This is a genomic window from Pantoea sp. EKM20T, assembly GCF_011800485.1.
Taxonomy (GTDB): Bacteria; Pseudomonadota; Gammaproteobacteria; order Enterobacterales; family Enterobacteriaceae; genus Pantoea; species Pantoea agglomerans.
This window is the reverse complement of the sequence record NZ_JAALFW010000007.1, coordinates 114,595-138,822: the sequence shown is the minus strand read 5'-3', so window position 1 is coordinate 138,822 and position 24,228 is coordinate 114,595. Positions and strand designations below refer to the sequence as shown.

Genomic DNA, 24,228 nt, shown 5'->3' with positions numbered 1-24,228 from the left:
AAAATTGTCCTGAGCAAGGGCGTTATCGTCGCGGCTAGTTTGGTTACCGCCAGCGCACAGCAACCGGAGCATACCGAGGTATGTGAGGATTGCGAGCACTGCCGGGAGCCAAAATGGCAAGTAAGATAGCCCGAACTAAGACAAAGAAAAGGGAAGTGTGCCGTGTTATTACCTTGGCTAATTATCATACCCTTCGTCGGTGGTCTGATCTGCTGGCTCACTGAGCGCCTCGGCGCGAAGGTGCCACGCTGGATCGCACTGATCACTATGGGGCTGACGTTGGCGCTTTCACTGCAACTCTGGTTGCAGGGAGGCTATTCACTGACGCAGGCAGCGGGCATTCCGCAGTGGCAGTCAAGTTTCTCCGTTCCGTGGATCCCACGCTTCGGCATCAGCTTCCATTTAGCCATTGATGGCCTGTCGCTGCTGATGGTGGTGCTGACCGGCCTGCTCGGTCTGATGGCGGTGCTCTGTTCCTGGAATGAGATTTCAAAGTATCAGGGCTTCTTCCACCTGAACCTGATGTGGATCCTGGGCGGCGTAATCGGTGTGTTCCTCTCCATCGACCTGTTCCTGTTCTTCTTCTTCTGGGAAATGATGCTGGTGCCGATGTACTTCCTCATCGCGCTCTGGGGTCATAAAGCATCGGACGGCAAAACCCGTATTTCCGCCGCGACCAAATTCTTCATCTACACCCAGGCTTCAGGTCTGGTGATGCTGATTGCGATTCTGGGCCTGGTGTTTGTCCACTACAACGCGACTGGCGTCTGGACATTCAACTACGAACAGCTGTTGCAGACGCCAATGTCGAGCGGTGTTGAATATCTGCTGATGCTGGGCTTCTTTATCGCCTTTGCGGTGAAGATGCCGGTGGTACCGTTGCACGGCTGGCTGCCGGATGCGCACAGCCAGGCGCCAACGGCTGGTTCTGTCGACCTGGCGGGTATCCTGCTGAAAACCGCAGCTTACGGTTTACTGCGTTTCAGTCTGCCACTGTTCCCGAATGCGTCAGCCGAGTTTGCGCCAATCGCCATGTGGTTAGGCATCATCGGTATCTTCTACGGTGCCTGGATGGCCTTCTCGCAGACTGATATCAAACGTCTGATTGCTTACACCTCGATTTCGCACATGGGCTTTGTGCTGATTGCCATCTACACCGGCAGCCAGCTGGCGCTGCAGGGCGCGGTGATTCAGATGATTGCGCACGGTCTCTCCGCTGCAGCACTCTTCATTCTGTGTGGTCAGCTGTATGAGCGTCTGCATACTCGTGATATGCGTCAGATGGGTGGCCTGTGGTCGCGCATCAAATGGATTCCGGGTCTGTCGCTGTTCTTTGCCGTTGCCAACCTCGGTATGCCAGGCACCGGTAACTTCGTCGGCGAATTTATGATTTTGACCGGCAGCTTCCAGGTGGTGCCGATGATTATCATCATCGCGACCTTTGGTCTGGTGTTTGCCTCGATTTACTCGCTGGTGATGATGCAGCGCGCTTACTACGGCGAAGCGAAATCGAAAGATCCGCTGCCAGGCATGTCACCGCGTGAGTTTATGACCATCGGTGTTCTGGTGGTGCTGCTGGTGCTGCTGGGCGTCTATCCACAGCCGATTCTGGATACTTCGCACGCTGCCATGAGCAATATTCAGCAGTGGTTTACCGCTTCAATTTCAACTACAAGGCCGTAATTCGCCATGACAATAACTCCTCACCAATTGATTGCGTTGCTACCGCTGTTAATCGTCGGATTGACGGTGGTGGTTGTGATGCTGTCCATTGCCTGGCGACGCAACCACTTCGTTAACGCCACGCTAACGGTAGTTGGCCTGAACCTGGCGCTGCTCTCGCTCTACTTTGTCGGTCAGGTCGGGGCGATGGATGTCACGCCGCTGCTGCGCGTCGATGGCTATTCGATGTTCTATACCGCGCTGGTCATGCTGGCGAGTCTGGCGACCTGTACCTTTGCCTATCCATGGCTGGCGGGCTTCCCGGACAACAAAGATGAGTTCTACCTGCTGGTGCTGATTGCGGCACTTGGTGGCATCGTGCTGGCCAGTGCTAACCATCTGGCTTCGCTGTTCATCGGTATTGAACTGCTGTCGCTGCCGCTGTTTGGTCTGATTGGCTACGCCTTCCGCCAGAAACGTTCACTGGAAGCCGCACTGAAGTACACCATTCTTTCGGCGGCGGCCTCGTCGTTCCTGCTGTTTGGTATTGCGCTGATCTACGCCGACTCCGGTAACCTGAGCTTTGTGGCACTGGGCCAGAGCCTGACTGACAGCATGATCCACGAGCCTCTGCTGCTGGTGGGTCTGGGTATGATGATTATCGGTCTGGGCTTTAAGCTCTCACTGGTTCCGTTCCACCTCTGGACCCCCGATGTTTATCAGGGTGCGCCTGCGCCGGTTTCAACCTTCCTGGCCACAGCCAGCAAGATTGCAATCTTCGGTGTCATCATGCGTCTGTTTATGTATGCGCCGGTGACTGACAGCGAAGCGGTGCGCACAGTGCTGGCCATGATCGCCTTCGTGTCGATTCTGTTCGGTAACCTGATGGCGATTTCGCAGAGCAACATCAAGCGTCTGCTGGGTTACTCCTCTATCGCCCACCTCGGTTATCTGCTGGTGGCGCTGATTGCGGTTAAAGATCATCAGCTGTCGCTGGAAACATCTGGCGTATACCTGGCCGGTTATCTGTTCAGCAGCCTGGGTGCCTTTGGTGTGGTGAGTCTGATGTCCAGCCCGTATCGTGGCCCGGATGCTGACTCGCTCTACTCCTATCGCGGCCTGTTCTGGCATCGTCCTATCCTGTCAGCGGTGATGACGGTGATGATGCTGTCACTGGCGGGTATCCCGATGACGCTGGGCTTTATCGGTAAATTCTACGTTATCGCTTCAGGCGTCAGTGCGCACCTGTGGTGGCTCACCGGTGCTGTAGTCGCGGGTAGTGCGATTGGCCTCTACTACTATCTGCGCGTGACGGTGAGTCTCTACCTCAGCCCGCCGGAACTGCATACCCGTGATACCCCGGCTAACTGGGCATTTACGGCCGGTGGTGTGGTGGTACTGATCTCTGCCATTCTGGTGCTGCTGTTAGGGGTTTACCCGCAGCCGCTGATCAGACTGGTGCAGATGGCTCAGCCGCTGATGTAAGCGCGTTGCTGCGACTGACGAATCAGGCCTCCGGGCCTGATTTTTTTTTGCCTGTAAGAGAGTGTCACCAGCAGGTGCTGGCGACACCGCGCTGATGTAGAGTGTGTGGTTTAAAGGAGAGACCATGGACATTAACTGGCAGGATAAACACCATAGCGAACTGACCCTCTCACAGCTCTATGCACTGCTGGCGTTGCGCAGTGCCGTGTTTGTGGTGGAACAGCAGTGCGCTTACCTTGATGTGGATGGCAAAGATTTGCAGGCGGAAAACCGGCATCTGCTGGGAATGGCGGATGACCAGCTGGTGGCCTATGCGCGACTGCTCTCCCCGGAGGATGAGACCAGCCCGGTGAAAATCGGACGGGTGATTGTTTCAGATCGGGTTCGTGGTGCGCGGCTGGGGAATCGTCTGATGGAGCAGGCAATCAACAGTTGTCAGCAGCACTGGCCGGGCCGCGATCTGTTTCTCTCCGCGCAGGCGCATCTGGAAAGTTTCTATGGGCAGCATGGCTTTGTCGCGGTGGGGGAGAACTACCTGGAAGATGGGATCCCTCACGTTGATATGCTGAAGAACGCGCCATAAAAAAGGCGAGGCCTGAGCCTCGCCTTTTTTACATCAACCCACCGTCATCTGGCGGTCGTCGACATATTTACGCTGATCCGGCGCAGGCGGGAAATATTGATAGAGCCAGGTTTCACTCAGCGTCTCATCTTTGCTGCGCAGGAACAGACGCATCTCTACCGGCTCGGTGGAATCGCTGTTCGGATACCAGTCAAACAGGATGCGATAGCCCTTAAGCGGATCGACATACAGAATCTCAACCTGCTTCACGCTGCCGGATGAAACGGTAATCACCGGCTCAATCCCTTTCGGCGCAGCAGCCTGCAGATCGCCACCAATAAAATCGATGGCGAAGCGGCGGCACCAGGTTTCCGGGAAGTGTTCGCCTGGCGCCCAGCCTTCCGGGAAACCACCGATACCGGTACGGGTTGCATCCACGCGCGCCAGACCGCTACGCACCGGCGGCAGACCACTCCAGTAAAGCTTGTAGGAGAAGTTCAGCTCGCTGCCCGCTTTGACCGGCTCAGCCGGTTGCCAGAAGCAGACCACGTTATCCAGCGTTTCACCCGTGGTCGGGATCTCCATCAGGTTGATCGCGCCTTTGCCCCACTTACCGACCGGCTCAACCCACAGGCTGGGACGTTTGTCATACCAGCCAATCACATCCTGATAATCTTTGAAGTCGTGATTAAGCTGCAGCAGGCCAAACCCACGCGGATTCTCATCTTCATAGGCGTTGAACTGCAGACGCTGAGGATTATTCAGCGGGCGGGCAATCCATTCGCCTTTACCGGTCCACATCGCCAGACGATCGGAGTCATGGATCTGCGGATGGTAAGTGTTACACATGCGGCGTTCGTTGGTGCCGCAGCTGAACATACTGGTCATTGGCGAGATGCCAATCTGACGGATCTCTTTACGGGCAAACAGGTGGTTTTCCACCTCCATCACCACGCGTTTCTCTTCGCAATGGATGATGAATTTATAAGCACCGGTGACGCTGGCACCATCCAGCAGGGCGTAGCAGGTAAAGGTGGTATCTTCCGCTTTTGGCGTTTCAAACCAGAAGGCGGTGAAATCGGGAAACTCCTCCTGGCCATTGCTGAAGGTGTTGATCGCTACGCCACGCGCCGAGAGGCCGTACTGGAAAGTATCGTCAACGGCACGGAAGTAGCTTGCGCCAAGGAAGGAGACGATGTCGCGACGGGCCAGTTCCGGTTTTTTAAAGGCGCGGAACCCGGCGAAGCCGAGGTCAGTTTTGCCCTCCAGCTGCTTCGTATCGACCCTGGCGTCGTTGTAGTTGAACAATTCGGGACGGAAGTGAATTTCGCGTGCTTCGCGACTCTCACCGTCAACAGAGAACATGCGGATGCGCCGCTTGAAGCCCATACCGACATGGAAGAACTGAACGTCCAGTTGACGATCGGGCAGGTTGTTCCAGAGTGAGTGGTTGGCGTCATACTGAATTTCGTTGTACGCCTGCGGGGTCAATGTGGCCAGCGTCTCCGGCAGCGCGCCCGGTGCTCCGCCCCAGGGTTTTTTCGCCAGCGCAGCCGCGTTTTTCTTCAATACGTCGAAATCGAAGCGTACGGCGGTTCCGTCAGCAATGCCATCTTCTGCCCATGCGGATTGCGCAAACAGCGTTGACAGGCCGGTCATGCCGCTGACGGCGGAGAAGGCCATTGACGCTTTCATAAACATTCTTCGATTCATGCCAGAGATTATTCCTTAGCTGTTCGAGGGTGTCGTGACTGTCGTGCAAAATGCACTTTCATGGCCCGATAATCACAGGCAACAGAGGGGTACGACAGTAGGGTTACTGGAAAATTCAGTCACGACAAAATTTATCAGATTAATCAAAGAAGCGAAGCGAAATTCCGCGGTTGCCGCTGCGTCTTACACTTCTTTGCGTAGCGAAACGGCGCACAGCCTGCACTGAGCAAGATTAACAGATGAAAAATCAGGTGATTCCTGGAGCAGGAAATCAGCAGAGCGCCAGATTATGACTATAGTTAATGAACTGCTTTGCAATTCACACGGAGGAAACGATGGTAAATCAGACAAATCAATTCGAAACGGGCCTCGATGACGATATTGCGTTACTGACTGAAACGCTGGAAGAAGTTCTTAAGGCATCAGGTGATCCGGCCGATCAGAAGTACATTGAGCTTAAGAGCAAAGCCGAACAGGCGCTGAACGATGTGAAATCCCGTGTCAGCCAGGCGTCCGATAGCTACTACTATCGCGCTAAACAAGCGGCTTACCGTGCAGACGACTACGTGCACGAAAAACCGTGGCAGGGTGTCGGTATCGGTGCAACAGCCGGTCTGGTACTTGGTCTGCTGCTGGCGCGTCGTTAATCGCGATTCGCTGACCCAGTTGTAGCAGACAATAGTAGTAAAAAAGCGGCGGGGCAATCCCGCCGTTTTTATTGGTTTTTAACTCCCTGAACACCTTCACCACCCTTGATCCAGCTTCACCCTCGCTATCTTTATGCGCAACGTGCCTGAGACACAATGGTCACAATCCCTGGTGATGCCGATTGTGTCTGGCGGGAGGAGTTCGTACAGTAAAGCAAACGTGAAAAGGAGAACTCAACGTGATTAGAGTAGAGATGCTGTCGACCGGGGATGAGGTGCTGCATGGCCAAATCGTCGATACCAACGCAGCCTGGCTGGCGGATATGTTGTTCCAGCAAGGGTTGCCTATGACCAGCCGTACCACGGTAGGAGATTCACTCGAATCGTTAATCGCCACGCTACAGGCGCGCAGCCATGAGGCAGATGTGCTGATTGTGAATGGCGGTCTGGGGCCGACCAGTGACGATCTCAGTGCGCTGGCAGCCGCCAGAGCCTGTGGCGTTGAACTTGAGGTGCAGCAGGAGTGGCTGGAACAGATGGAAGCCTGGTTCGCCAGCCGGGGACGCGTGATGGCGGCCAGCAATCGCAAGCAGGCGGAAATCCCGGCCAATGCGGAACTGATTGATAATCCGGTCGGTACCGCCTGTGGCTTTGCCCTGCAACTCAATCGCTGCTGGATGTTCTTCACGCCTGGTGTGCCGTCTGAATTTAAAGTGATGGTGGAGCAGCAGATCATCCCCCGTCTGAAAGCGAAATTTTCACCGCCCGAGCCACCGATTTGTCTGCGGCTGACCACCTTTGGTCGTGGTGAAAGCGATATTGCCGCCGAACTGGAGCCGCTGGCGCTGCCGGAAGGCGTGGTCATGGGATATCGCTCGTCCATGCCGATCATTGAGATCAAGCTCACCGGCCCGGCCAGTCAGCGGGTGGCGATGGAGCAGGTGTGGCAGCAGGTGCGTCTGCAACTGGCGGAGTGCACCATTTTCGAAGGCACCGAAGGCTTACCGGCGCTGCTGGCACGTGAGCTGGAGCAGCGCGGTGAGCAGCTGGCAATCAGTGAGCAATACACCGCTGGACTGCTCTACTGGCAGTTGGCCAGCGCCAGCGTGCCGCTGCGTGGGGCTGACATCCTGCCATCCCGGCAGGAGACGCTGGAGCAGCAGGTGATCCGCACCCGCGAACTTGCTGCACAGCAGCAGGCCGCGCTGGCGCTCTCTGTTGGCAGCCTGGAGCAGGAAGAGATTTCGGTGGCGCTGCATACGCCGGATGGCAGCTTTGGTCAGCGCGTGAAGTTCAGTACCGGTCGCCATAATCTGGAGACGCGGCAGAAGGTGGTGGCAATGATGGCGATGAACATGCTGCGCCGCTGGTTACACGGCAGCGAAGTGAGCACCGGTCACGGCTGGATTGATGTGGTTGAAACTGTCAGACAGTAATGTCAGTAAAAAAAACGGGCGCTTGAGGCGCCCGTCTTGTATGTGACTGCGAATTAATCCCATACAGCGTCATTCTCGCAGCAATAAATTAGCTCAAAGCGCAGGGAACACGGTCAGAGGAGGAAAGCGTCCCGCGCCTGGGACAAAAACGCCGGGAGCGTTTTTGAACAACGCAACGCGTTGGCCCGGCTACGGGCGCACCTCAGGGATGAGGTGCGTAATCGCGCGGGCCGAGCTGTCAGGGATGACGCTTTTTGCGTCTTTCCGATCTGACCGTGTTCCCTAAGCTGACTCGATCTCACAGCAAATCAAGCCAGACTTATTCCACCTCAATTATAACTCAAGCTCAATCTCGCCTTTGGCTTTGCAGCAGCAGGGCAGGATCTCATCCTGCTGCACAAAGGCCAGCGGCCGCTGTGGGTAATGCACTTCGCCTTTCAGCAGCCGCATCCGGCAAGAGCCGCAATAACCTTCGCGGCACTGAAACTCCACGCAGAGATTGTTGGCTTCCAGCAGCGTCAGCAGATTGGTATGCTCGTCTGTGCATTCCAGCCGGGTGCCGGAACTGCGCAGAATAACAACGTCGCGGCTCATAATTAAAGCTGGAAGTCGTCGAAGTCGTTAGCGCCTACTTCAGAATCGATCTGACCCACCAGATAGGAGCTCACTTCCACTTCCTGCGGCGCAACCTGAACGTTGTCAGAGACCAGCCAGGAGTTAATCCATGGGATTGGGTTTGAGCGCGTCTGGAACGGCAAATCAAGGCCAACAGCCTGCATACGGATATTGGTGATGTACTCAATGTACTGGCAGAGAATATCTTTGTTCAGGCCGATCATTGAGCCGCCGCTGAACAGATATTCTGCCCACTCTTTCTCCTGCAGCGCTGCTTTCTTAAACAGCTCGAAGCACTCTTCACGGCACTCTGCCGCAATCTCTTTCATCTCCGGATCGTCTTCACCGCTGCGCAGCAGATTCAGCATGTGCTGGGTGCCGGTCAGGTGCAGCGCTTCATCGCGGGCAATCAGCTTGATGATTTTGGCATTGCCTTCCATCAGCTCACGCTCAGCGAACGCGAAGGAACAGGCGAAGCTGACATAGAAACGGATCGCTTCCAGCGCATTGACGCTCATCAGGCAGATATAGAGCTGCTTCTTCAGGGCGCGCAGGCTGACGACAACCGGTTTGCCGTTGACCTGATGCGTGCCTTCACCCAGCTGATGCCAGTAGTTGGTCATCTCAATCAGATCGTCGTAATAGCGTGAGATATCCTGAGCACGCGCCAGAATCTGCTCATTGGTGACGATATCGTCAAACACCACTGCCGGATCGTTAACGATATTACGGATGATGTGGGTGTAAGAACGGGAGTGAATCGTCTCTGAGAACGCCCAGGTTTCAATCCAGGTTTCCAGTTCAGGAATCGAGATCAGCGGCAGCAGCGCGACGTTCGGGCTGCGGCCCTGAATCGAATCCAGCAGCGTCTGATACTTCAGGTTGCTGATAAAGATATGTTTTTCATGATCCGGCAGCGCCTGGTAATCGATGCGATCGCGTGAAACGTCGACCTCTTCCGGACGCCAGAAGAAGGAGAGCTGCTTTTCGATCAGCTTTTCAAAGATGTCATATTTTTGCTGGTCGAAGCGCGCCACGTTTACGGACTGACCGAAAAACATCGGCTCTTTCAGCTGATCATTTTTGTTCTGTGAGAAAGTGGAGTAAGCCATAAAAGTTGTCCAAAAGTAGACGAAGCCAGGCCTCGTGAAATGAATGAGGCGGGAGATTCTCCCGCCTGACCATTAGATCTTACAGGCGCCGCTCTCGCAGCCATCATCCTGGATAGAAGGTGCCAGGTCATCCTGCGCATCTTCAGCACCGTCACGGGTGTTTTGATAGTAGAGCGTTTTCACGCCGAACTTATACGCCGTCAGCAGATCTTTCAGCAGCTGTTTCATCGGCACTTTACCGTTGGTGAAGCGCGACGGATCGTAGTTGGTGTTGGACGAAATCGCCTGGTCGATGAATTTCTGCATCAGACCCACCAGTTGCAGGTAGCCGTCGTTGTTCGGCATTTCCCACAGCAGTTCGTACTGATCTTTCAGACGCTCATACTCCGGTACGACCTGACGCAGGATGCCATCTTTCGACGCTTTGATGCTGATGTGACCGCGCGGAGGCTCAATACCGTTGGTGGCATTGGAGATCTGCGACGAGGTTTCAGACGGCATCAGCGCAGACAGGGTCGAGTTGCGCAGGCCGTGCGTTTTAATCTCTTCACGCAGGCTTTCCCAGTCGAGATGCAGCGGTTCGTTGCTGATCGCGTCCAGATCTTTCTTGTAGGTGTCGATAGGCAGAATGCCCTGCGCATAGGTGGTTTCATTGAACCACGGGCAGGCACCTTGCTCTTTCGCCAGCTCGTTTGAGGCTTTCAGCAGGTAATACTGAATTGCTTCAAAGGTTTTGTGCGTCAGGCCATTGGCGCTGCCATCGGAGTAGCGCACACCATGCTTCGCCAGATAGTAGGCGTAGTTGATGACGCCGATACCCAGAGTACGACGACCCATCGCGCCACGCTGGGCAGCCGGGATCGGGTAGTCCTGATAGTCGAGCAGCGCATCAAGCGCACGTACGGCCAGGGTAGCCAGCTCTTCCAGATCGTCGAGGCTTTCGATGGCGCCGAGGTTGAACGCCGAAAGCGTACACAGGGCAATCTCACCGTTTTCGTCGTTAACATCTTCAAGCGGTTTCGTCGGCAGGGCGATTTCCAGGCAGAGGTTAGACTGGCGAACCGGCGCAATGCTCGGGTCAAACGGGCTGTGGGTGTTGCAGTGATCGACGTTCTGAATGTAGATACGGCCGGTAGAGGCGCGTTCCTGCATCATCAGTGAGAAGAGATCGACCGCTTTAACACGCTGCTTGCGGATGCTCTGATCCTGCTCATATTTGGTATAGAGGCGCTCAAACTCATCCTGATTGGCGAAGAATGCGTCATACAGGCCAGGCACGTCAGACGGGCTGAACAGGGTGATATCTTCGCCTTTCAGCAGGCGCTGATACATCAGCTTATTGAGCTGTACACCATAGTCCATGTGACGCACGCGGTTGCCTTCAACACCACGGTTGTTCTTCAGCACCAGCAGGCTTTCGATTTCCAGATGCCACATCGGGTAGAACAGCGTGGCTGCGCCGCCACGAACGCCGCCCTGAGAACAGGACTTCACCGCGGTCTGGAAATGCTTGTAGAACGGGATACAGCCGGTATGGAACGCTTCACCGCCGCGAATCGGGCTGCCCAGCGCACGGATACGACCGGCGTTGATACCGATGCCGGCACGCTGAGAGACATATTTCACAATCGCGCTGGAGGTGGCGTTGATGGAGTCCAGGCTGTCGCCACACTCGATCAGTACACAGGAGCTGAACTGACGTGTTGGGGTGCGTACGCCAGACATGATTGGCGTCGGCAGGGAGATTTTAAACGTCGAGATCGCATCATAGAAACGCTTGATGTAATCCATACGCGTGTCGCGCGGGTAGCCGGAGAATAGGCAGGCGGCGACCAGTATGTAGAGGAACTGCGCGCTTTCGTAGATTTCACCCGAAACGCGGTTCTGCACCAGATATTTGCCTTCCAGCTGCTTCACAGCGGCATAGGAGAAGTTCATGTCACGCCAGTGGTCGAGGAACTCGTCCATCTGCGCAAACTCTTCCTGGCTGTAATCTTCCAGCAGGTGGCGATCATATTTGCCCATGTCGACCATCTTAACGACCTGGTCATAAAGCTTTGGCGGCTCAAACTGACCATACGCTTTTTTGCGCAGGTGGAAGATCGCCAGGCGGGCAGCCAGGTACTGATAGTCAGGGGCATCGCGGGAGATGAGGTCTGCTGCGGCCTTGATGATGGTCTCATGAATGTCAGAGGTTCTGATGCCATCATAGAACTGAATGTGAGAGCGCAGCTCAACCTGTGAAACTGAGACGTTGTTCAGCCCTTCAGCTGCCCAGTCCAGCACACGGTGAATTTTATCGAGATCAATGCGCTCCTGGCGGCCATCGCGTTTAGTAACGAGCAGACTCTGGTTCATGTCGCGTTTTTACCTTTGCGTGAGTATCCAAAAATTAAAAGAAATCCCGGTTTATACACAGCCTATTCATTGTGAATAATGTGTGGATAAACACTACATCTAGGGGGTGATGGGAATAGCCATAACTACATGGAGGCATATTTTAGTATTTTACGGCCGCTTAACAAGAGCAAAAAATGATGGCTGGAGGGGTTGTAATTCTTGCGAAATTTCTTAGCCCACGCCTTGTAAGGCCTGGCATCATGTCAACCAGATCACACTTTTTTTTCTTATTATGATCGGGCGCGTGTTTCTTATTCAATCCTCAGGATTCAGCAGGAAAAGGGATGAAAAATGGCTAAAAGCCGCTAGCGGGTTGCTGGTCAGCAGAGAATCGGATGCGGTAACGCTGAAGAGGATGGAACCGGGCTGATGTAACCTATTGGCAGACATCAGAATGCCTCTGGCGCGGTGAGTGCTGTGACCGGCACAGGGAGAACGGGCGCAGAAGAGGAGATGCCCGCCCTGATTCAGGCGGGCGGGTCACTCAGACGGCGCGGTGGGTGTGCACCATATAATTCACGTCAGTGCCGGGAGCCAGTTTGAATCGGTTAGTCACCGGGTTGTAATGCAGGCCAATGATGTGGCGTTCACGCAGGGCCGTTTCATCGACCCAGCCCAGCAGTTCGGAAGGACGGATAAATTTCTTCACGTCGTGAGTGCCGCGCGGCAGCATGCGCAACACATATTCCGCACCAAATATCGCCAGCAGCCAGGCTTTTGGATTGCGGTTCAGCGTAGAGAAGAAGACTTCGCCGCCGGGTTTGACCAGCTTCGCACAGGCGTGAACGACTGAGCGCGGATCCGGCACGTGCTCCAGCATCTCCATGCAGGTCACCACATCATATTTTCCGGCGTGCTGCTCCGCATGCTCTTCGACGGTCTGCTGCACGTAGTCCAGCGTCACTCCGCTCTCCAGAGCATGCAGGCGCGCCACGGCCAGCGGTTCCGCGCCCATGTCCAGACCCGTGACCACGGCGCCTTCGCGCGCCATACTTTCGGCTAAGATGCCGCCGCCGCATCCGACGTCGAGCACGGTTTTACCGAATAAGCCGTTGCTGTGCTGCGCGATATAGCCCAGGCGCAGCGGGTTAATGCGGTGCAACGGTTTAAATTCACCCTCCAGATCCCACCAGCGCGAGGCAACGGCCTCAAACTTGGCAATTTCCTGCGCATCGACGTTCTGCTGATGATTCTGCGGTTGTGCATTCATTGAATCGTAACTCCTGACAAAATGTGCCCACAGTATAAACGCTTAACCGCAGATGGCACACCTTTCAGGCGCAAGGAAAAGCGGGTGAAATCGGTGGTTAGCGTTCACCAGAGCATTGCAGTGTGATATACTTTCGCACCTTTAAAATCCGGGATTAAGTAGAGGGATAGCGGCTCCATGAGCGACCTTGCGAGAGAAATTACACCGGTCAATATCGAAGAAGAATTAAAAAATTCTTACCTCGGTTACGCCATGTCGGTCATCGTTGGCCGAGCTTTACCCGATGTGCGTGATGGCCTGAAGCCGGTTCATCGTCGCGTACTTTTTGCGATGAGCGTACTGGGTAACGACTGGAACAAACCCTATAAAAAATCTGCCCGCGTCGTCGGTGACGTTATCGGTAAATATCACCCGCATGGTGATTCCGCCGTATACGACACCATTGTACGTATGGCCCAGCCTTTCTCCCTGCGTTACATGCTGGTGGACGGACAAGGCAACTTCGGTTCCATCGACGGCGACTCCGCCGCGGCGATGCGTTATACCGAAATTCGCATGTCGAAAATCGCCCACGACCTGTTAGCTGACCTGGAAAAAGAGACCGTCGATTTCGTACCGAACTACGACGGCACTGAGCAGATCCCTGAAGTTCTGCCGACCAAAATTCCTAACCTGCTGGTGAACGGCTCTTCCGGTATCGCCGTGGGTATGGCAACCAACATTCCGCCGCATAACCTGCGTGAAGTGATTAACGGCTGCCTGGCTTACATTGAAAATGAAGACATCAGCATTGAAGAGCTGATGGAGCACATTCCGGGGCCTGATTTCCCGACCGCCGCTATCATCAATGGCCGCCGTGGCATCGAAGAAGCGTATCGCACCGGACGCGGTAAAATTTATATTCGTGCGCGTGGCGAAGTGGAAGCCGATGCTAAAACGGGCCGCGAGACCATCATCATTCATGAGCTGCCGTATCAGGTTAACAAGGCACGCCTGATTGAGAAGATTGCGGAGCTGGTGAAAGAGAAGCGTGTCGAAGGCATCAGCGCACTGCGCGATGAGTCTGATAAAGACGGCATGCGTATCGTGATTGAGATCAAGCGCGATGCGGTTGGCGAAGTCGTGCTGAATAATCTCTATTCACTGACCCAGTTGCAGACCTCGTTTGGTATCAACATGGTCGCCCTGCATCAGGGTCAGCCGAAGATCATGGCGCTGAAGGAGATTCTGGACGCCTTTGTTCGCCATCGTCGTGAAGTTGTGACGCGTCGTACTATCTTTGAACTGCGTAAAGCGCGCGATCGTGCGCATATCCTGGAAGGTCTGGCGATTGCGCTGGCGAATATCGATCCTATCATCGAGCTGATTCGTCGTGCACCAAACCCGGCAGAAGCGAAAGCGGGTCTGATTGCGCAGTCGTGGGATCTTGGTAACGTGTCAGCGATGCTCGAGCGTGCCGGTGATGACGCCGCGCGTCCGGAGTGGCTGGATCCACAATATGGCATCCGTGATGGTCAATACTATCTGACCGAGCAGCAGGCTCAGGCAATTCTGGATCTGCGTCTGCAGAAACTGACTGGTCTTGAGCACGAGAAGCTGCTGGATGAGTATAAAGCGCTGCTGGAGCAGATCGCTGAGTTGCTGCGCATTCTGTCGAACGCGGACCGTCTGATGGAGGTGATCCGCGAAGAGCTGGAACTGATGCGTGATCAGTTCGGTGATGAGCGTCGCACAGAGATTACTGCCAACACGGCTGACATTAATATCGAAGACCTGATCAATCAGGAAGATGTTGTAGTGACATTGTCGCATCAGGGCTATGTGAAGTATCAGCCGCTGACCGACTATGAAGCGCAGCGTCGTGGTGGTAAGGGCAAGTCAGCCGCACGTATCAAAGAAGAGGACTTCATTGATCGTCTGCTGGTCGCCAATACGCATGATACGATTCTTTGCTTCTCCAGCCGTGGCCGTCTCTACTGGATGAAGGTTTACCAGCTGCCGGAAGCAAGCCGTGGCGCACGTGGACGTCCAATCGTCAACCTGCTGCCGCTGGAAGCCAACGAGCGTATTACGGCGATTCTGCCGGTACGTGAGTATACCGAAGGCTTTAATATCTTTATGGCGACCGCGCTCGGTACCGTGAAGAAGACCGCACTGAAAGAGTTCAGCCGTCCACGCAGCGCGGGCATTATTGCCGTGAATCTGCGTGACGACGATGAGCTGATCGGTGTGGCGCTGACCAACGGTAACGATGAGGCGATGCTGTTCTCAGCGGCCGGTAAAGTGGTGCGCTTTGCAGAAACCGCAGTCCGTGCGATGGGTCGTACCGCCTCTGGCGTACGCGGCATCAGGCTGGCTGAAGGCGATCGCGTTGTGTCATTGATTGTGCCGCGTGAAGAGGGTGCAATTATGACCGTGACGCAGAATGGTTACGGCAAGCGTACTGCCAACAGCGAATACCCGACCAAGTCGCGTGCGACTCAGGGTGTTATTTCAATCAAAGTGACCGAACGTAATGGTCCGGTGATTGGCGCCGTTCAGGTCGTTGATGGCGATCAGATTATGATGATCACCGATGCCGGTACGCTGGTGCGTACCCGCGTTTCAGAAGTCAGCGTCGTGGGTCGTAATACCCAGGGTGTGATTCTGATTCGTACCGCAGAGGATGAGAACGTCGTAGGTCTGCAGCGTGTTGCCGAGCCGGTTGAAGAAGAAGAGCTGGATTCAATCGACGGTAGCGTGGCGGAAGGCGAGGAAGATATCGCGCCGGAAGCAGAGAACGACGATGAAGAGATTGCGCCGGAAACGGATGCAGAAGACGAAGACGACGCGGCTGAAGACGAAGAGTAATTTGTCTGGCGTGAGCTGAGGTTCGTTGCAGAAACGGCAGGTCAGGGGAAACCCGGCCTGCCGTTTTTTTTTGTGTGTGATGGGCAGGTTGCAGGGGGCAGAGAGCTTATGGCGGGTGGCTGGGAGCTGATGGCTGTGAGTCGGGAGTCGTCACAAGGCCTGCTGTGCCAGATCGCAAAGGATTCCCGCATCCATGCGGATCGGCCACGCCATCGCGGGCCAGACGCTTTGCTCTTCGGGCATAGCAGGCCTTTCTTGTTGGGGTTGTGATGTCGCTTTGAGGGGATGGGCGTGTTGTTTGAGGTCTTAGAGGCGGGGCGGGAAAATGGCTGATGGCTGTGAGTCGGGAGGTGCCGAAAGACCCGCTATGCCTGATCGCAAAGGATTCCCGCATCCATGCGGATCGGCCACGCCATCGCGGGCCAGACGCTTTGCTCTTCGGGCACAGCAGGCCTTTCTTGTTGGGGTTGTGGTGTCGCTTTAAGGAGATGTGTGCGTGCATTTGTTTGAGGGGGAGAGGCGGCGACTTCTTCCTAAGATAAAGATGTTGCTTTGGCTGTCTTAAAAGATTCCCAAACCGCCCGCTAAGCCTGCGGCTGGCTGGCTTTTTACGCCCGATAAAGCTAGTGTATGGGCATTAAAAATCGATGATGCGACTAACCTTGCCAACTGCGAGTTACCTTTGAAATATCCTGTCTCTTTCCGCACTACGCTTCGCATCTCGCGCTATCTTTTCCGCGCGCTGGCGCTGCTAATCTGGACGCTGGGCGCCGTTCTTACTGCGTTTTACATTATCAGCGTGCTGCACAATAAAGAGACGCAGGTTCGGCAGGAGTTTGCCAGCAACTACGGCACGATAGAGTGGTATGTGCGCCATTCGGCGGACATGATGCGTGAGCTGAAATATATCACCGAAAACCGCTTAACCAACGCCAGCAGCGGTCTGGATGTGCTGACCGGTATGATGCCAGGCAAAACATCTCAGCCGCAGTTTACGCCCCTGTTTTCGGATGGCGACTGTACCTCGATGAGCAATACCTGGCGCAACTCGCTCGATTCACTCAGTTACTACATCAATTACTGGAAAAGTAACTTCGCCTCATCGTATGAGCTGAATCGGGTGTTCTTTATCGGTGGCGAGAGTCAGTGTCTGGCCGACTTCACGATTGGCAGCAGCAATGCTGACCGGGAACGCAGCCTGAAATCGCTGCGTGAGAATGTGCTGCGCTATCGCAATAGCAGCGAAGAAGATCGCCGCAATCCGATGTACTGGATTAACAGCAGTGCTCAGCCAGGCGTCGGAACCTTCTTTATGGTGGTGCCCGTCTACGTTGCTAATAAGTTACAGGCGCTACTGGGCGTCGAACAGAATATCCGGCTGGATGAGTTTATTCAGCCGGGCAGCCTGCCGATTATCGCGTCCATTACCGATGAAAATTATCGTCCACTGCTAAATTCGCGGCGCGGCGGGCTGGGCTTCTCGCTCGATAGTCTTCCTGATGATAAAACCTGGTTCGGATACCTGAATGGTTATCGTCAGCTGGTTCTGAAAAAGCCGCTGCCGCCTTCCGATCTTAACGTGGTGTGGTCGATATCTACCGACGTGATGGTGGATCAGCTCAAGCTGATGATCATTAATGCGCTACTGCTCAATATTTTCAGCGCCGTTATTCTGTTTACCCTCGCCTGGCTGTTTGAGCGCCGGATGTTCCTGCCAGCGGAGGAGAATGCGCACCGGCTGGAAGAGCATGAGCAGTTTAACCGTAAGATTGTCGCCTCTGCGCCGGTCGGGATCTGTATTTTACGCACCAGCGACGGCACCAATATTCTGAGTAACGAGCTGGCGCACAATTATCTGACGTTGCTGACGCAGGAAGATCGCCTGCGGCTGAATGAGATTATTGGCGGGCAGCAGGTCAACTTTGTCGATGTGCTCACCGGCAGTAATACCAACCTGCAAATCAGCTTTGTGCATTCGCGCTATCGTAATGAGAACGTGGCGATTTGCGTGCTGGTCGATGTCTCGGCGCGCGTGCGGATGGAGCAGTCGCTGCAGGAGATGGCCCACGCGGCAGAGCAGGCGAGCCAGTCAAAATCGATGTTCCTTGCCACGGTCAGTCACGAACTGCGCACACCGCTTTATGGCATTATCGGTAATCTCGATCTGCTGCAGACCAAAGAGCTGCCCAGCGGTATCGACTCGCTGGTGACGGCGATGAACAACTCCTCCAGCCTGCTGCTGAAAATCATCAGCGATATTCTCGACTTCTCAAAAATCGAATCAGAGCAGCTGAAAATTGAGCCGCGTCCGTTTGCACCTCGTGAAATCGTGACCCACATCGTCGGCAACTATCTGTCGCTGGTGGTGAAGAAGCGGCTTACGCTCTACTGCTTTATTGAACATGACGTTCCGCAGGTGCTGGACGGCGATCCGCTGCGTCTGCAGCAGGTGATCTCTAACCTGCTGAATAACGCGATTAAGTTCACGCATACGGGCTGTATTATCCTCCACGCTTACGTTGCGCAGGGCTATCTGGCATTCCGCGTCCGTGATACTGGCGTCGGCATTCCGGCAAAAGAGCTGCCACGCCTGTTCGATCCCTTCTTCCAGGTGGGAAATGGCGTGCAGCGTAATTTCCAGGGCACCGGGCTGGGACTGGCGATCTGTGAAAAGCTGATCAATATGATGGATGGCGACATCGAGGTCGACTCAGAGCCAGGCATGGGCAGCCAGTTTATTGTGCGTATTCCAATCTACAAAGGGCAGAAGCCGTCACTGATGCTGCTGGAGGATTTACAGGATAAGAAAATCTGGCTGGCGATGCGTAACGAGTACCTCGCGGAATTTATTACGCGTCAGATTCAGCAGCAGGGCATTCAGGTCGCGGAGTATAACGGTAAGCCTGGCCATGACGATGTGGTGATGACCGATTACGAACTGGATATTGATGTTCCGCTGCGGGCACTGGTCACTTTCGATGGATCGCATGTGGATATGCCGCGTGAACGTCAGCCTGGCCGCTGGATCCACTCTACCGCCACGCTGCATGAGGTTCCGGCGCTGCTGGCGCGCATCTATCGAATCGCACTGGGCAACGACGCCGCAGATGCGCTGTTGCTGGCCGCGCCGGTAGAAGAGAAAGTGCATAACGATGACATCATGGTGTTGATTGTCGATGACCATCCGATTAACCGCATGCTGCTGTCGGAACAGCTCGGCACGCTGGGCTATCAGGTGAAGACTGCGCAGGATGGCGTTGATGCACTTAATGTACTGAGTCGTAATGAGATTGATATCGTACTCACCGACGTGAACATGCCGAATATGGATGGTTATCGCCTGACGCAGCGGTTGCGTCAGCTGGGCCATCTCTTCCCGGTGGTTGGCGTGACGGCGAATGCGCTGGCGGAAGAGAAACAGCGTTGCATGGATGCGGGCATGGATAACTGCCTGTCGAAACCGGTGACGTTAGATGTGCTGAAAGTGACGCTGGCAATCTATGCTGATCGGGTACGTAAAACGCGGATGGGGTAGGGCAGGAAAGGGCAGAGGCGAGGCGGTGCAGGCTGCACCGCCTCAGGAAGTAACTTAGTCTCTTTCGACCTGAGTCTGGCTGACAGACGACAGGTAGTTCAGCAGTGCGATATCGTTATCCACGCCCAGTTTCATCATCGCTGATTTCTTCTGGCTACTGATGGTTTTGATACTGCGGTTCAGCTTCTTGGCAATCTCGGTGACCAGGAAACCTTCTGCAAACAGACGCAGCACTTCGCTCTCTTTCGGTGACAGGCGTTTGTCGCCATAACCACCCGCGCTGATTTTCTCCAGCAGTTTCGCAACGCTTTCCGGCGTATATTTCTTGCCTTTCTGCAGTGCAGCCAGTGCCTTTGGCAAATCGGTTGGCGCGCCCTGTTTCAGTACAATCCCTTCGATATCGAGATCAAGCACTGAACTCAGAATCGCCGGGTTATTGTTCATGGTCAGAACAATAATCGAGAGATCCGGGTAGTGGCGTTTAATATATTTAATCAGCGTAATACCATCGCCATACTTCTCACCTGGCATAGAGAGGTCGGTGATCAGGACGTTGGCGTCAAGCTTGGACAGATTATTGATCAGTGCTGTTGAGTCTTCGAACTCACCTACAACGTTAACCCATTCAATTTGTTCCAGAGATTTTCGGATACCGAAAAGGACAATTGGATGGTCATCGGCAATAATTACGTTTAAGTTATTCATCTTATTGGTTACCTTGCTGCAGCAGTTGATTGACGTAAGCGTCAATATCACTGGTGGTATTTGTAATGTTTGAATCGTCACACGCTTTAATGTGGTGTTCTAACTCTTCACAAAGCTGTTTGCCGGGAGTCAGATTGAGCATGGCAAACACGCCCTTTAGGCGATGCGCTGTCTGAGCAAGCGAGGCGTAGTCCTTTTCCGCCGACTCAGTATACAGCCTCTTCACATCAACCGGTACTGTCTCCGTAAACAGCTGGAAATAGCCGCCGCTCATCAATGGCGTGGCCGCGTCGTCTTCCGTGTCGTTATCCATCACATCATGCGACAGTTGCTTCTCTATCAGTGCCAGCAATGCATCCAGCAGCGCATTACTGAGATTGAAATTGACCCGATACTGCTGGTCGTTCAGTGCATGGTGTCCCAGTTCATCTTCCGCCAGCAGCAGTGCCCAGCCGCTAAGCTTTGATGGATCGTCGGTCACCAGCACATCGTGATCCTGACCGGAAATGCGCTCGTCGGGTGTCAGACAACGCGCTCCCCAGTTTTCCAGATGGCGGCAGACAATTTTATGCACGTCCTCCACGGTGATCTCCACCAGCGCGGTAACGCCATCCAGAATTTTTTCCTCTTCTTCTTCGCGCTTCTGCTCCAGCACCAGCGGCAACTGCATGTTGTAGCGCGTGCCGATATCCGCTTTTGCCACGATATCCAGGCTGCCGCCCATCTGCTTGCAGAGCTGCTTACAGAGGAAGAACGCCATGCCAGAAGCCTGTCCGTAGCGATCCTGACTGGTATCGCCCAGGAACGGGAAGTCGACATTGGCCAGTTCATCCACCGTCAGGCCCGCACCGGTGTCCACCAGTTCGATAATCAATCTATCGGCCTGCTTGTCCGCAGCCTTAACTTCCAGGGTGATTTTCCCCCAGCGGGTGGTGGTCAGGGCGTAGTGCATCAGCGTGGTCAGCACTTTACGCAGGGCGCGACGGTCGCCAAAGCGCGTCTCATCATTAGCCAGGTGATTATTCACCACCAGCGACAGCCCTTTGCGGCGCATCAGCGGCAGGCTTTCCAGTGCGATCTCATCCAGCAGTTCCTGCAGGTTAAAGACGGTCGCATCGGGTGACCAGTCGTGCGCCTCAAGACGGTTCAGCAGCACGATATCATCCACCAGCCGCGCCAGCCCCTGACTCTCATCGAGCAGGTCCAGCACGGTCTCATCGGCATCACGCTGGCTGAGCTGTACCAGCTGCGTCACCATCTTCTCCAGGGGCTGATTCAGCGCGTGGCCCAGATTGTGCAGCAGCTGCTGTCGCATCTGATGGTTACGATCCAGCACCTGCTGCGCTTTTTGCAGCTTCTTATTCACCAGCAGCTCGCGATCCTGGTCACGCATCATAAACAGCTGGGTATGCGGCGACAGCACGCTGCGGGCGTGGCGAATCTCATACACTTCGTTATTGATGGTGGCCTGCAGCACGCCCTGATGCTGGTCGGACATATTAATGATCTTCTGCAGATTGAGGTGAGGCAAAAGATGTTCAGCAATCTTATTGCTCAATAGGGTGCGGTTGCTGGCAAAGTCATACACCAGCAGGCCGACCGGCAGACTGGCCACAATCTCTTCATTCAATACCCGCAGCGAATCGAGTTCAGCGCTCTGGTTCTCGCTGGGACGCAGCGACTGCTGGCGCAGCAGCACGATACCCGCCAGTGAAAGCAGGAACAGCAGCAGGTTGATCAGCAGCGGCCAGAGCAGATTGTGCAGGGTGTCGATAATCAGACGGCCAATCGGCACCTGATAAACCAGCTGCAGCGAGGTGCTGGGCAGGGTGGCCGTAATCTCGATATTGGGATTAACCAGTGAGATGCGGGTATTTTCCACCTCCTGCTGTTCACTGCTGCTGGCAGGCATTGAGCTGTCCTGACGCAGCTGGAAATTTTCCAGCGGCATGTTCTGCGGAACAATATCGTTAACCGGCAGATCAAAGGCGACCACCGTGGCCAGATGGCCTGGCTGATTAAAGGTGGTACGCAGCGTGAAATAGTGATCGTTCTGGAAGGCGAGGTGGCGCAGCGGTGAGAAACTCTCGCGCTCATCGAGCGCATTCGCCTGCTGCAACATCTCAGCACGACGGCCATCAACCATTGAACTGATGGCACTCTCTTTATAACGCGTCGCCATATCTTTCAGCGGCAGGGTCGAGATCATAATCAGGCTATTGTCCTGACCATTTAAAAAGTACATCGACCAGGTGGGATTTTCTGCGCCCCACAGCGTGTCGAGATAGTTCGACATCCGCATGGTCATATCCAGCGTGCTGCTGTCATGTGAGCCGAAAATCAGCGCTTCCGTTTTACGCCGGGTTTTTTCCAGGTAGTAGACGTCGGGACGCAGTCGCGTCTCCTGCAGGTTACTGCCGGGTGTTGCACCTGCCGCACTGGTAGAGAGGTTTTCATAGATCTGCCAGGTGGCAAAGCGATAGGCATCAATGCGCTTCTGAACGTCACGAGCCAGATCGTCCATGGCATAGCGCTTCCCGGTCAGCCAGGCATTCACCGAGTTATGCACCATAAAGCCCAGCGCCAGCAGGAGCACCAGATTGAAAACCACAAAAAAGCGGGTGACGTTGCCGGAGGTCAGTGGAAACTTATACAACATAGCGTGTCAGGTACCTGAATTATTGCGCAACTTTTCGCGCACTGGCGGCTACCGCTAACAGCAACAGGGCGATCGCTAAAAATGCGCCGCTGAGGCTGATCCATTGCGAAATGAATCCGATTAAAGCCGGACCTGAGAGAATACCCGCATATCCCAGCGTTGTCATGGCAGAAATCGCCAGGTTCGCGGGCATATCCTGTTGATTCCCGGCAGCATTGAACAACATCGGCACCGTGTTAGATAAACCAAAGCCGACCAGCAGGAAAGCCAGCAGGGCGATCTCCGGCCACGGCAGCCAGACGGCCAGACTCATGCCCGCGGCGGCGGTCAGCGCGCCGGTCAGCATCACCGGGTAGCGACCAAAACGCTGGATGATCTTATCGCCGCTAAAACGGCCCAGCGTCATCGCCACGGAAAAGACCGCATAGCCCAGTCCGGCCCAGGCGGGTGACATCTCCGGGTTCTGCAGCAACAGCAGCGCGCCCCAGTCCAGCACGGCCCCTTCCGCCAGGAACAGAATAAAGCAGAGCAGGCCAAGAAACGCGACCCAGCCGCGTGGGATCACCAGCCAGGGTTGATCGGGCTGATGCAGGCGTTCATTCATTAAGACCGGCAGTCGCCACAGCAACAGCAATAACATCACTGCCATCACCACCAGCGTGGCGGCCAGGGGTGTAAAAGACTGGCTCAGCAACAGGCTGACCGTGCCCGCACCCAGAATCCCGCCAAGACTGAAGAAGCCATGGAAGCCGGACATCATCGGTTTATCCGCCGCCTGCTCAACCTGAACCGCCTGATAATTCATCGCCACATCCAGCATGCCCAGCCCGGCGCCAAACAGCATCAGCGCAGCCGCCATAACCAGATGAGAATCAGCCGTGGCAAGTAGCGGCATCATCATCAGCACTAACAGGGTAGAGAAGCACATCACCCGACGGCAGCCAAACCGCGCCACCAGTGTGCCGGTCACCGGCATCGCGGCCAGCGAACCAATACCCAGACAGAGCAGTAACGCGCCCAGTGATGCGCCGCTGAGCTGCAGACGATCGCGGGCAAACGGCACCAGCGGAGCCCAGGCTGACATTCCTAAGCCATTGATCAAAAAGATGGTGCGTGTGCCCCAGTTCAGGCGGCTCTGATGTTTGTTTTGTTGTGCAGCGTCCAGTGCGGTCATAGGTCAGATTCATCAATGGTAAAGCGGAAAAGTGTAGCACTGGCCGTGAGTCAGTGGTCGTTGCGCCTCTTATCAGGAAGGGGATTGCAACATGGCATAAATGACAAAACCGGGAGTTTACCGACTTTTGTCGCGCTGCGAATTTTTTCCAGAACTTTCCTGGCATGACCACCGCCCCGCAGAATGACTTAACTCAAATTTCACTGTGGTTTTTCAACGACTTGCTGCTGAAAAATCGGAACAGGGCCACTGATAAATGATGGCTGAATCGCTTAATGAACAAATTTTTTTTACAGCCCTGATGTTCCGGTAGTGGTGGTTTTTTAACCTTTCCGCATCATTTCCGGAAACAGTCAGCAATAAATTGACATGTAAAAACAAAGGCAAAGCGGATTTTATGATAACCTTTTTTCAAGTGAGGCTTATGTAATGAAGATTAAACCATAATGAAATCTGTACATTG

15 protein-coding genes are annotated in these 24,228 nt (G+C 54.7%); 7 read left to right on the top strand and 8 right to left on the bottom strand.

The features are described 5' to 3' along the window. Positions 1 to 162 precede the first annotated feature (162 nt). From nuoM to HFD94_RS14005, 3 genes are all read left to right on the top strand, one after another. Positions 163 to 1,683: an NADH-quinone oxidoreductase subunit M gene (nuoM, locus tag HFD94_RS14015; RefSeq protein ID WP_010258081.1), complete on the top strand. Its 1,521-nt coding sequence runs from the start codon at positions 163 to 165 to the stop codon at positions 1,681 to 1,683. A 6-nt stretch (positions 1,684 to 1,689) separates the two neighbouring features. Beyond that, positions 1,690 to 3,147: an NADH-quinone oxidoreductase subunit NuoN gene (gene nuoN, locus HFD94_RS14010; protein WP_010258083.1), complete on the top strand. Its 1,458-nt coding sequence runs from the start codon at positions 1,690 to 1,692 to the stop codon at positions 3,145 to 3,147. 124 nt (positions 3,148 to 3,271) lie between these two features. After that, a complete protein-coding gene (locus tag HFD94_RS14005; protein ID WP_154210339.1) occupies positions 3,272 to 3,730 on the top strand; it encodes a GNAT family N-acetyltransferase in 459 nt (152 codons plus the stop codon). A gap of 33 nt (positions 3,731 to 3,763) precedes the next feature. Here HFD94_RS14005 and HFD94_RS14000 read toward each other — a convergent pair whose 3' ends face one another. Next, positions 3,764 to 5,422 carry a glucan biosynthesis protein D gene (locus HFD94_RS14000; RefSeq protein ID WP_022625071.1) on the bottom strand — a complete coding sequence of 553 codons (1,659 nt, stop codon included), beginning with the start codon at positions 5,420 to 5,422 and terminating at the stop codon, positions 3,764 to 3,766. A gap of 335 nt (positions 5,423 to 5,757) precedes the next feature. Between HFD94_RS14000 and elaB the strand changes: the two genes are divergently transcribed. Both elaB and HFD94_RS13990 read left to right on the top strand, forming a co-directional pair. Then, the gene (elaB, locus tag HFD94_RS13995) at positions 5,758 to 6,069 is read left to right on the top strand and encodes a stress response protein ElaB (RefSeq protein ID WP_010258091.1); all 312 of its coding nucleotides are present in this window, start codon (positions 5,758 to 5,760) and stop codon (positions 6,067 to 6,069) included. A gap of 239 nt (positions 6,070 to 6,308) precedes the next feature. Further along, positions 6,309 to 7,505 (top strand): nicotinamide mononucleotide deamidase-related protein YfaY, encoded by a 1,197-nt coding sequence (locus tag HFD94_RS13990; protein WP_167433227.1) that lies wholly within the window; start codon positions 6,309 to 6,311, stop codon positions 7,503 to 7,505. A 333-nt stretch (positions 7,506 to 7,838) separates the two neighbouring features. On the opposite strand, the gene yfaE is transcribed toward HFD94_RS13990, so the two are convergent. From yfaE to ubiG, 4 genes are all read right to left on the bottom strand, one after another. Next, a complete protein-coding gene (gene yfaE / locus HFD94_RS13985; protein WP_010258095.1) occupies positions 7,839 to 8,099 on the bottom strand; it encodes a class I ribonucleotide reductase maintenance protein YfaE in 261 nt (86 codons plus the stop codon). 2 nt (positions 8,100 to 8,101) lie between these two features. Continuing rightward, positions 8,102 to 9,232: a class Ia ribonucleoside-diphosphate reductase subunit beta gene (gene nrdB / locus HFD94_RS13980; protein ID WP_010258096.1), complete on the bottom strand. Its 1,131-nt coding sequence runs from the start codon at positions 9,230 to 9,232 to the stop codon at positions 8,102 to 8,104. A gap of 72 nt (positions 9,233 to 9,304) precedes the next feature. Then, on the bottom strand, positions 9,305 to 11,590 hold the full coding sequence (gene nrdA / locus HFD94_RS13975; protein ID WP_010258098.1) for a class 1a ribonucleoside-diphosphate reductase subunit alpha: 2,286 nt from the start codon (positions 11,588 to 11,590) through the stop codon (positions 9,305 to 9,307). Between the two features lie 526 nt (positions 11,591 to 12,116). Further along, a complete protein-coding gene (ubiG, locus tag HFD94_RS13970; RefSeq protein ID WP_010671459.1) occupies positions 12,117 to 12,842 on the bottom strand; it encodes a bifunctional 2-polyprenyl-6-hydroxyphenol methylase/3-demethylubiquinol 3-O-methyltransferase UbiG in 726 nt (241 codons plus the stop codon). 177 nt (positions 12,843 to 13,019) lie between these two features. On the opposite strand from ubiG, the gene gyrA reads away from it, so the two are divergent. After that, positions 13,020 to 15,692 carry a DNA topoisomerase (ATP-hydrolyzing) subunit A gene (gyrA, locus tag HFD94_RS13965; RefSeq protein ID WP_167433226.1) on the top strand — a complete coding sequence of 891 codons (2,673 nt, stop codon included), beginning with the start codon at positions 13,020 to 13,022 and terminating at the stop codon, positions 15,690 to 15,692. Positions 15,693 to 16,374: 682 nt separating this feature from the next. Next, positions 16,375 to 19,227 (top strand): two-component system sensor histidine kinase RcsC, encoded by a 2,853-nt coding sequence (gene rcsC / locus HFD94_RS13960; protein ID WP_167433225.1) that lies wholly within the window; start codon positions 16,375 to 16,377, stop codon positions 19,225 to 19,227. A gap of 54 nt (positions 19,228 to 19,281) precedes the next feature. On the opposite strand, the gene rcsB is transcribed toward rcsC, so the two are convergent. Genes rcsB through HFD94_RS13945 form a run of 3 tightly spaced genes read right to left on the bottom strand, consistent with a single transcriptional unit; the run spans position 19,282 to position 23,765 of the window. After that, positions 19,282 to 19,932, bottom strand: a complete 651-nt coding sequence (gene rcsB, locus HFD94_RS13955; protein WP_009089068.1) for a response regulator transcription factor RcsB — start codon at positions 19,930 to 19,932, stop codon at positions 19,282 to 19,284. A 1-nt stretch (position 19,933) separates the two neighbouring features. Then, complete coding sequence (gene rcsD / locus HFD94_RS13950) at positions 19,934 to 22,591, bottom strand: phosphotransferase RcsD (RefSeq protein WP_010248389.1); 2,658 nt, start codon at positions 22,589 to 22,591, stop codon at positions 19,934 to 19,936. Between the two features lie 19 nt (positions 22,592 to 22,610). Beyond that, entirely contained in the window at positions 22,611 to 23,765 is a 1,155-nt protein-coding gene (locus HFD94_RS13945) for an MFS transporter (RefSeq protein WP_010248386.1), read from the bottom strand. Between the last annotated feature and the right edge of the window lie 463 nt (positions 23,766 to 24,228).

What these genes read in the sequence shown, in the direction of transcription:
- gyrA (WP_167433226.1), top strand. Translation starts at nt 13,020, where the DNA reads ATGAGCGACCTTGCGAGAGAAATTACACCGGTCAATATCGAAGAAGAA.
- rcsD (WP_010248389.1), bottom strand. Translation starts at nt 22,591, where the DNA reads ATGTTGTATAAGTTTCCACTGACCTCCGGCAACGTCACCCGCTTTTTT.
- nrdA (WP_010258098.1), bottom strand. Translation starts at nt 11,590, where the DNA reads ATGAACCAGAGTCTGCTCGTTACTAAACGCGATGGCCGCCAGGAGCGC.
- elaB (WP_010258091.1), top strand. Translation starts at nt 5,758, where the DNA reads ATGGTAAATCAGACAAATCAATTCGAAACGGGCCTCGATGACGATATT.
- HFD94_RS13945 (WP_010248386.1), bottom strand. Translation starts at nt 23,765, where the DNA reads ATGACCGCACTGGACGCTGCACAACAAAACAAACATCAGAGCCGCCTG.
- ubiG (WP_010671459.1), bottom strand. Translation starts at nt 12,842, where the DNA reads ATGAATGCACAACCGCAGAATCATCAGCAGAACGTCGATGCGCAGGAA.
- nrdB (WP_010258096.1), bottom strand. Translation starts at nt 9,232, where the DNA reads ATGGCTTACTCCACTTTCTCACAGAACAAAAATGATCAGCTGAAAGAG.
- yfaE (WP_010258095.1), bottom strand. Translation starts at nt 8,099, where the DNA reads ATGAGCCGCGACGTTGTTATTCTGCGCAGTTCCGGCACCCGGCTGGAA.
- nuoN (WP_010258083.1), top strand. Translation starts at nt 1,690, where the DNA reads ATGACAATAACTCCTCACCAATTGATTGCGTTGCTACCGCTGTTAATC.
- rcsB (WP_009089068.1), bottom strand. Translation starts at nt 19,932, where the DNA reads ATGAATAACTTAAACGTAATTATTGCCGATGACCATCCAATTGTCCTT.
- HFD94_RS14000 (WP_022625071.1), bottom strand. Translation starts at nt 5,422, where the DNA reads ATGAATCGAAGAATGTTTATGAAAGCGTCAATGGCCTTCTCCGCCGTC.
- HFD94_RS14005 (WP_154210339.1), top strand. Translation starts at nt 3,272, where the DNA reads ATGGACATTAACTGGCAGGATAAACACCATAGCGAACTGACCCTCTCA.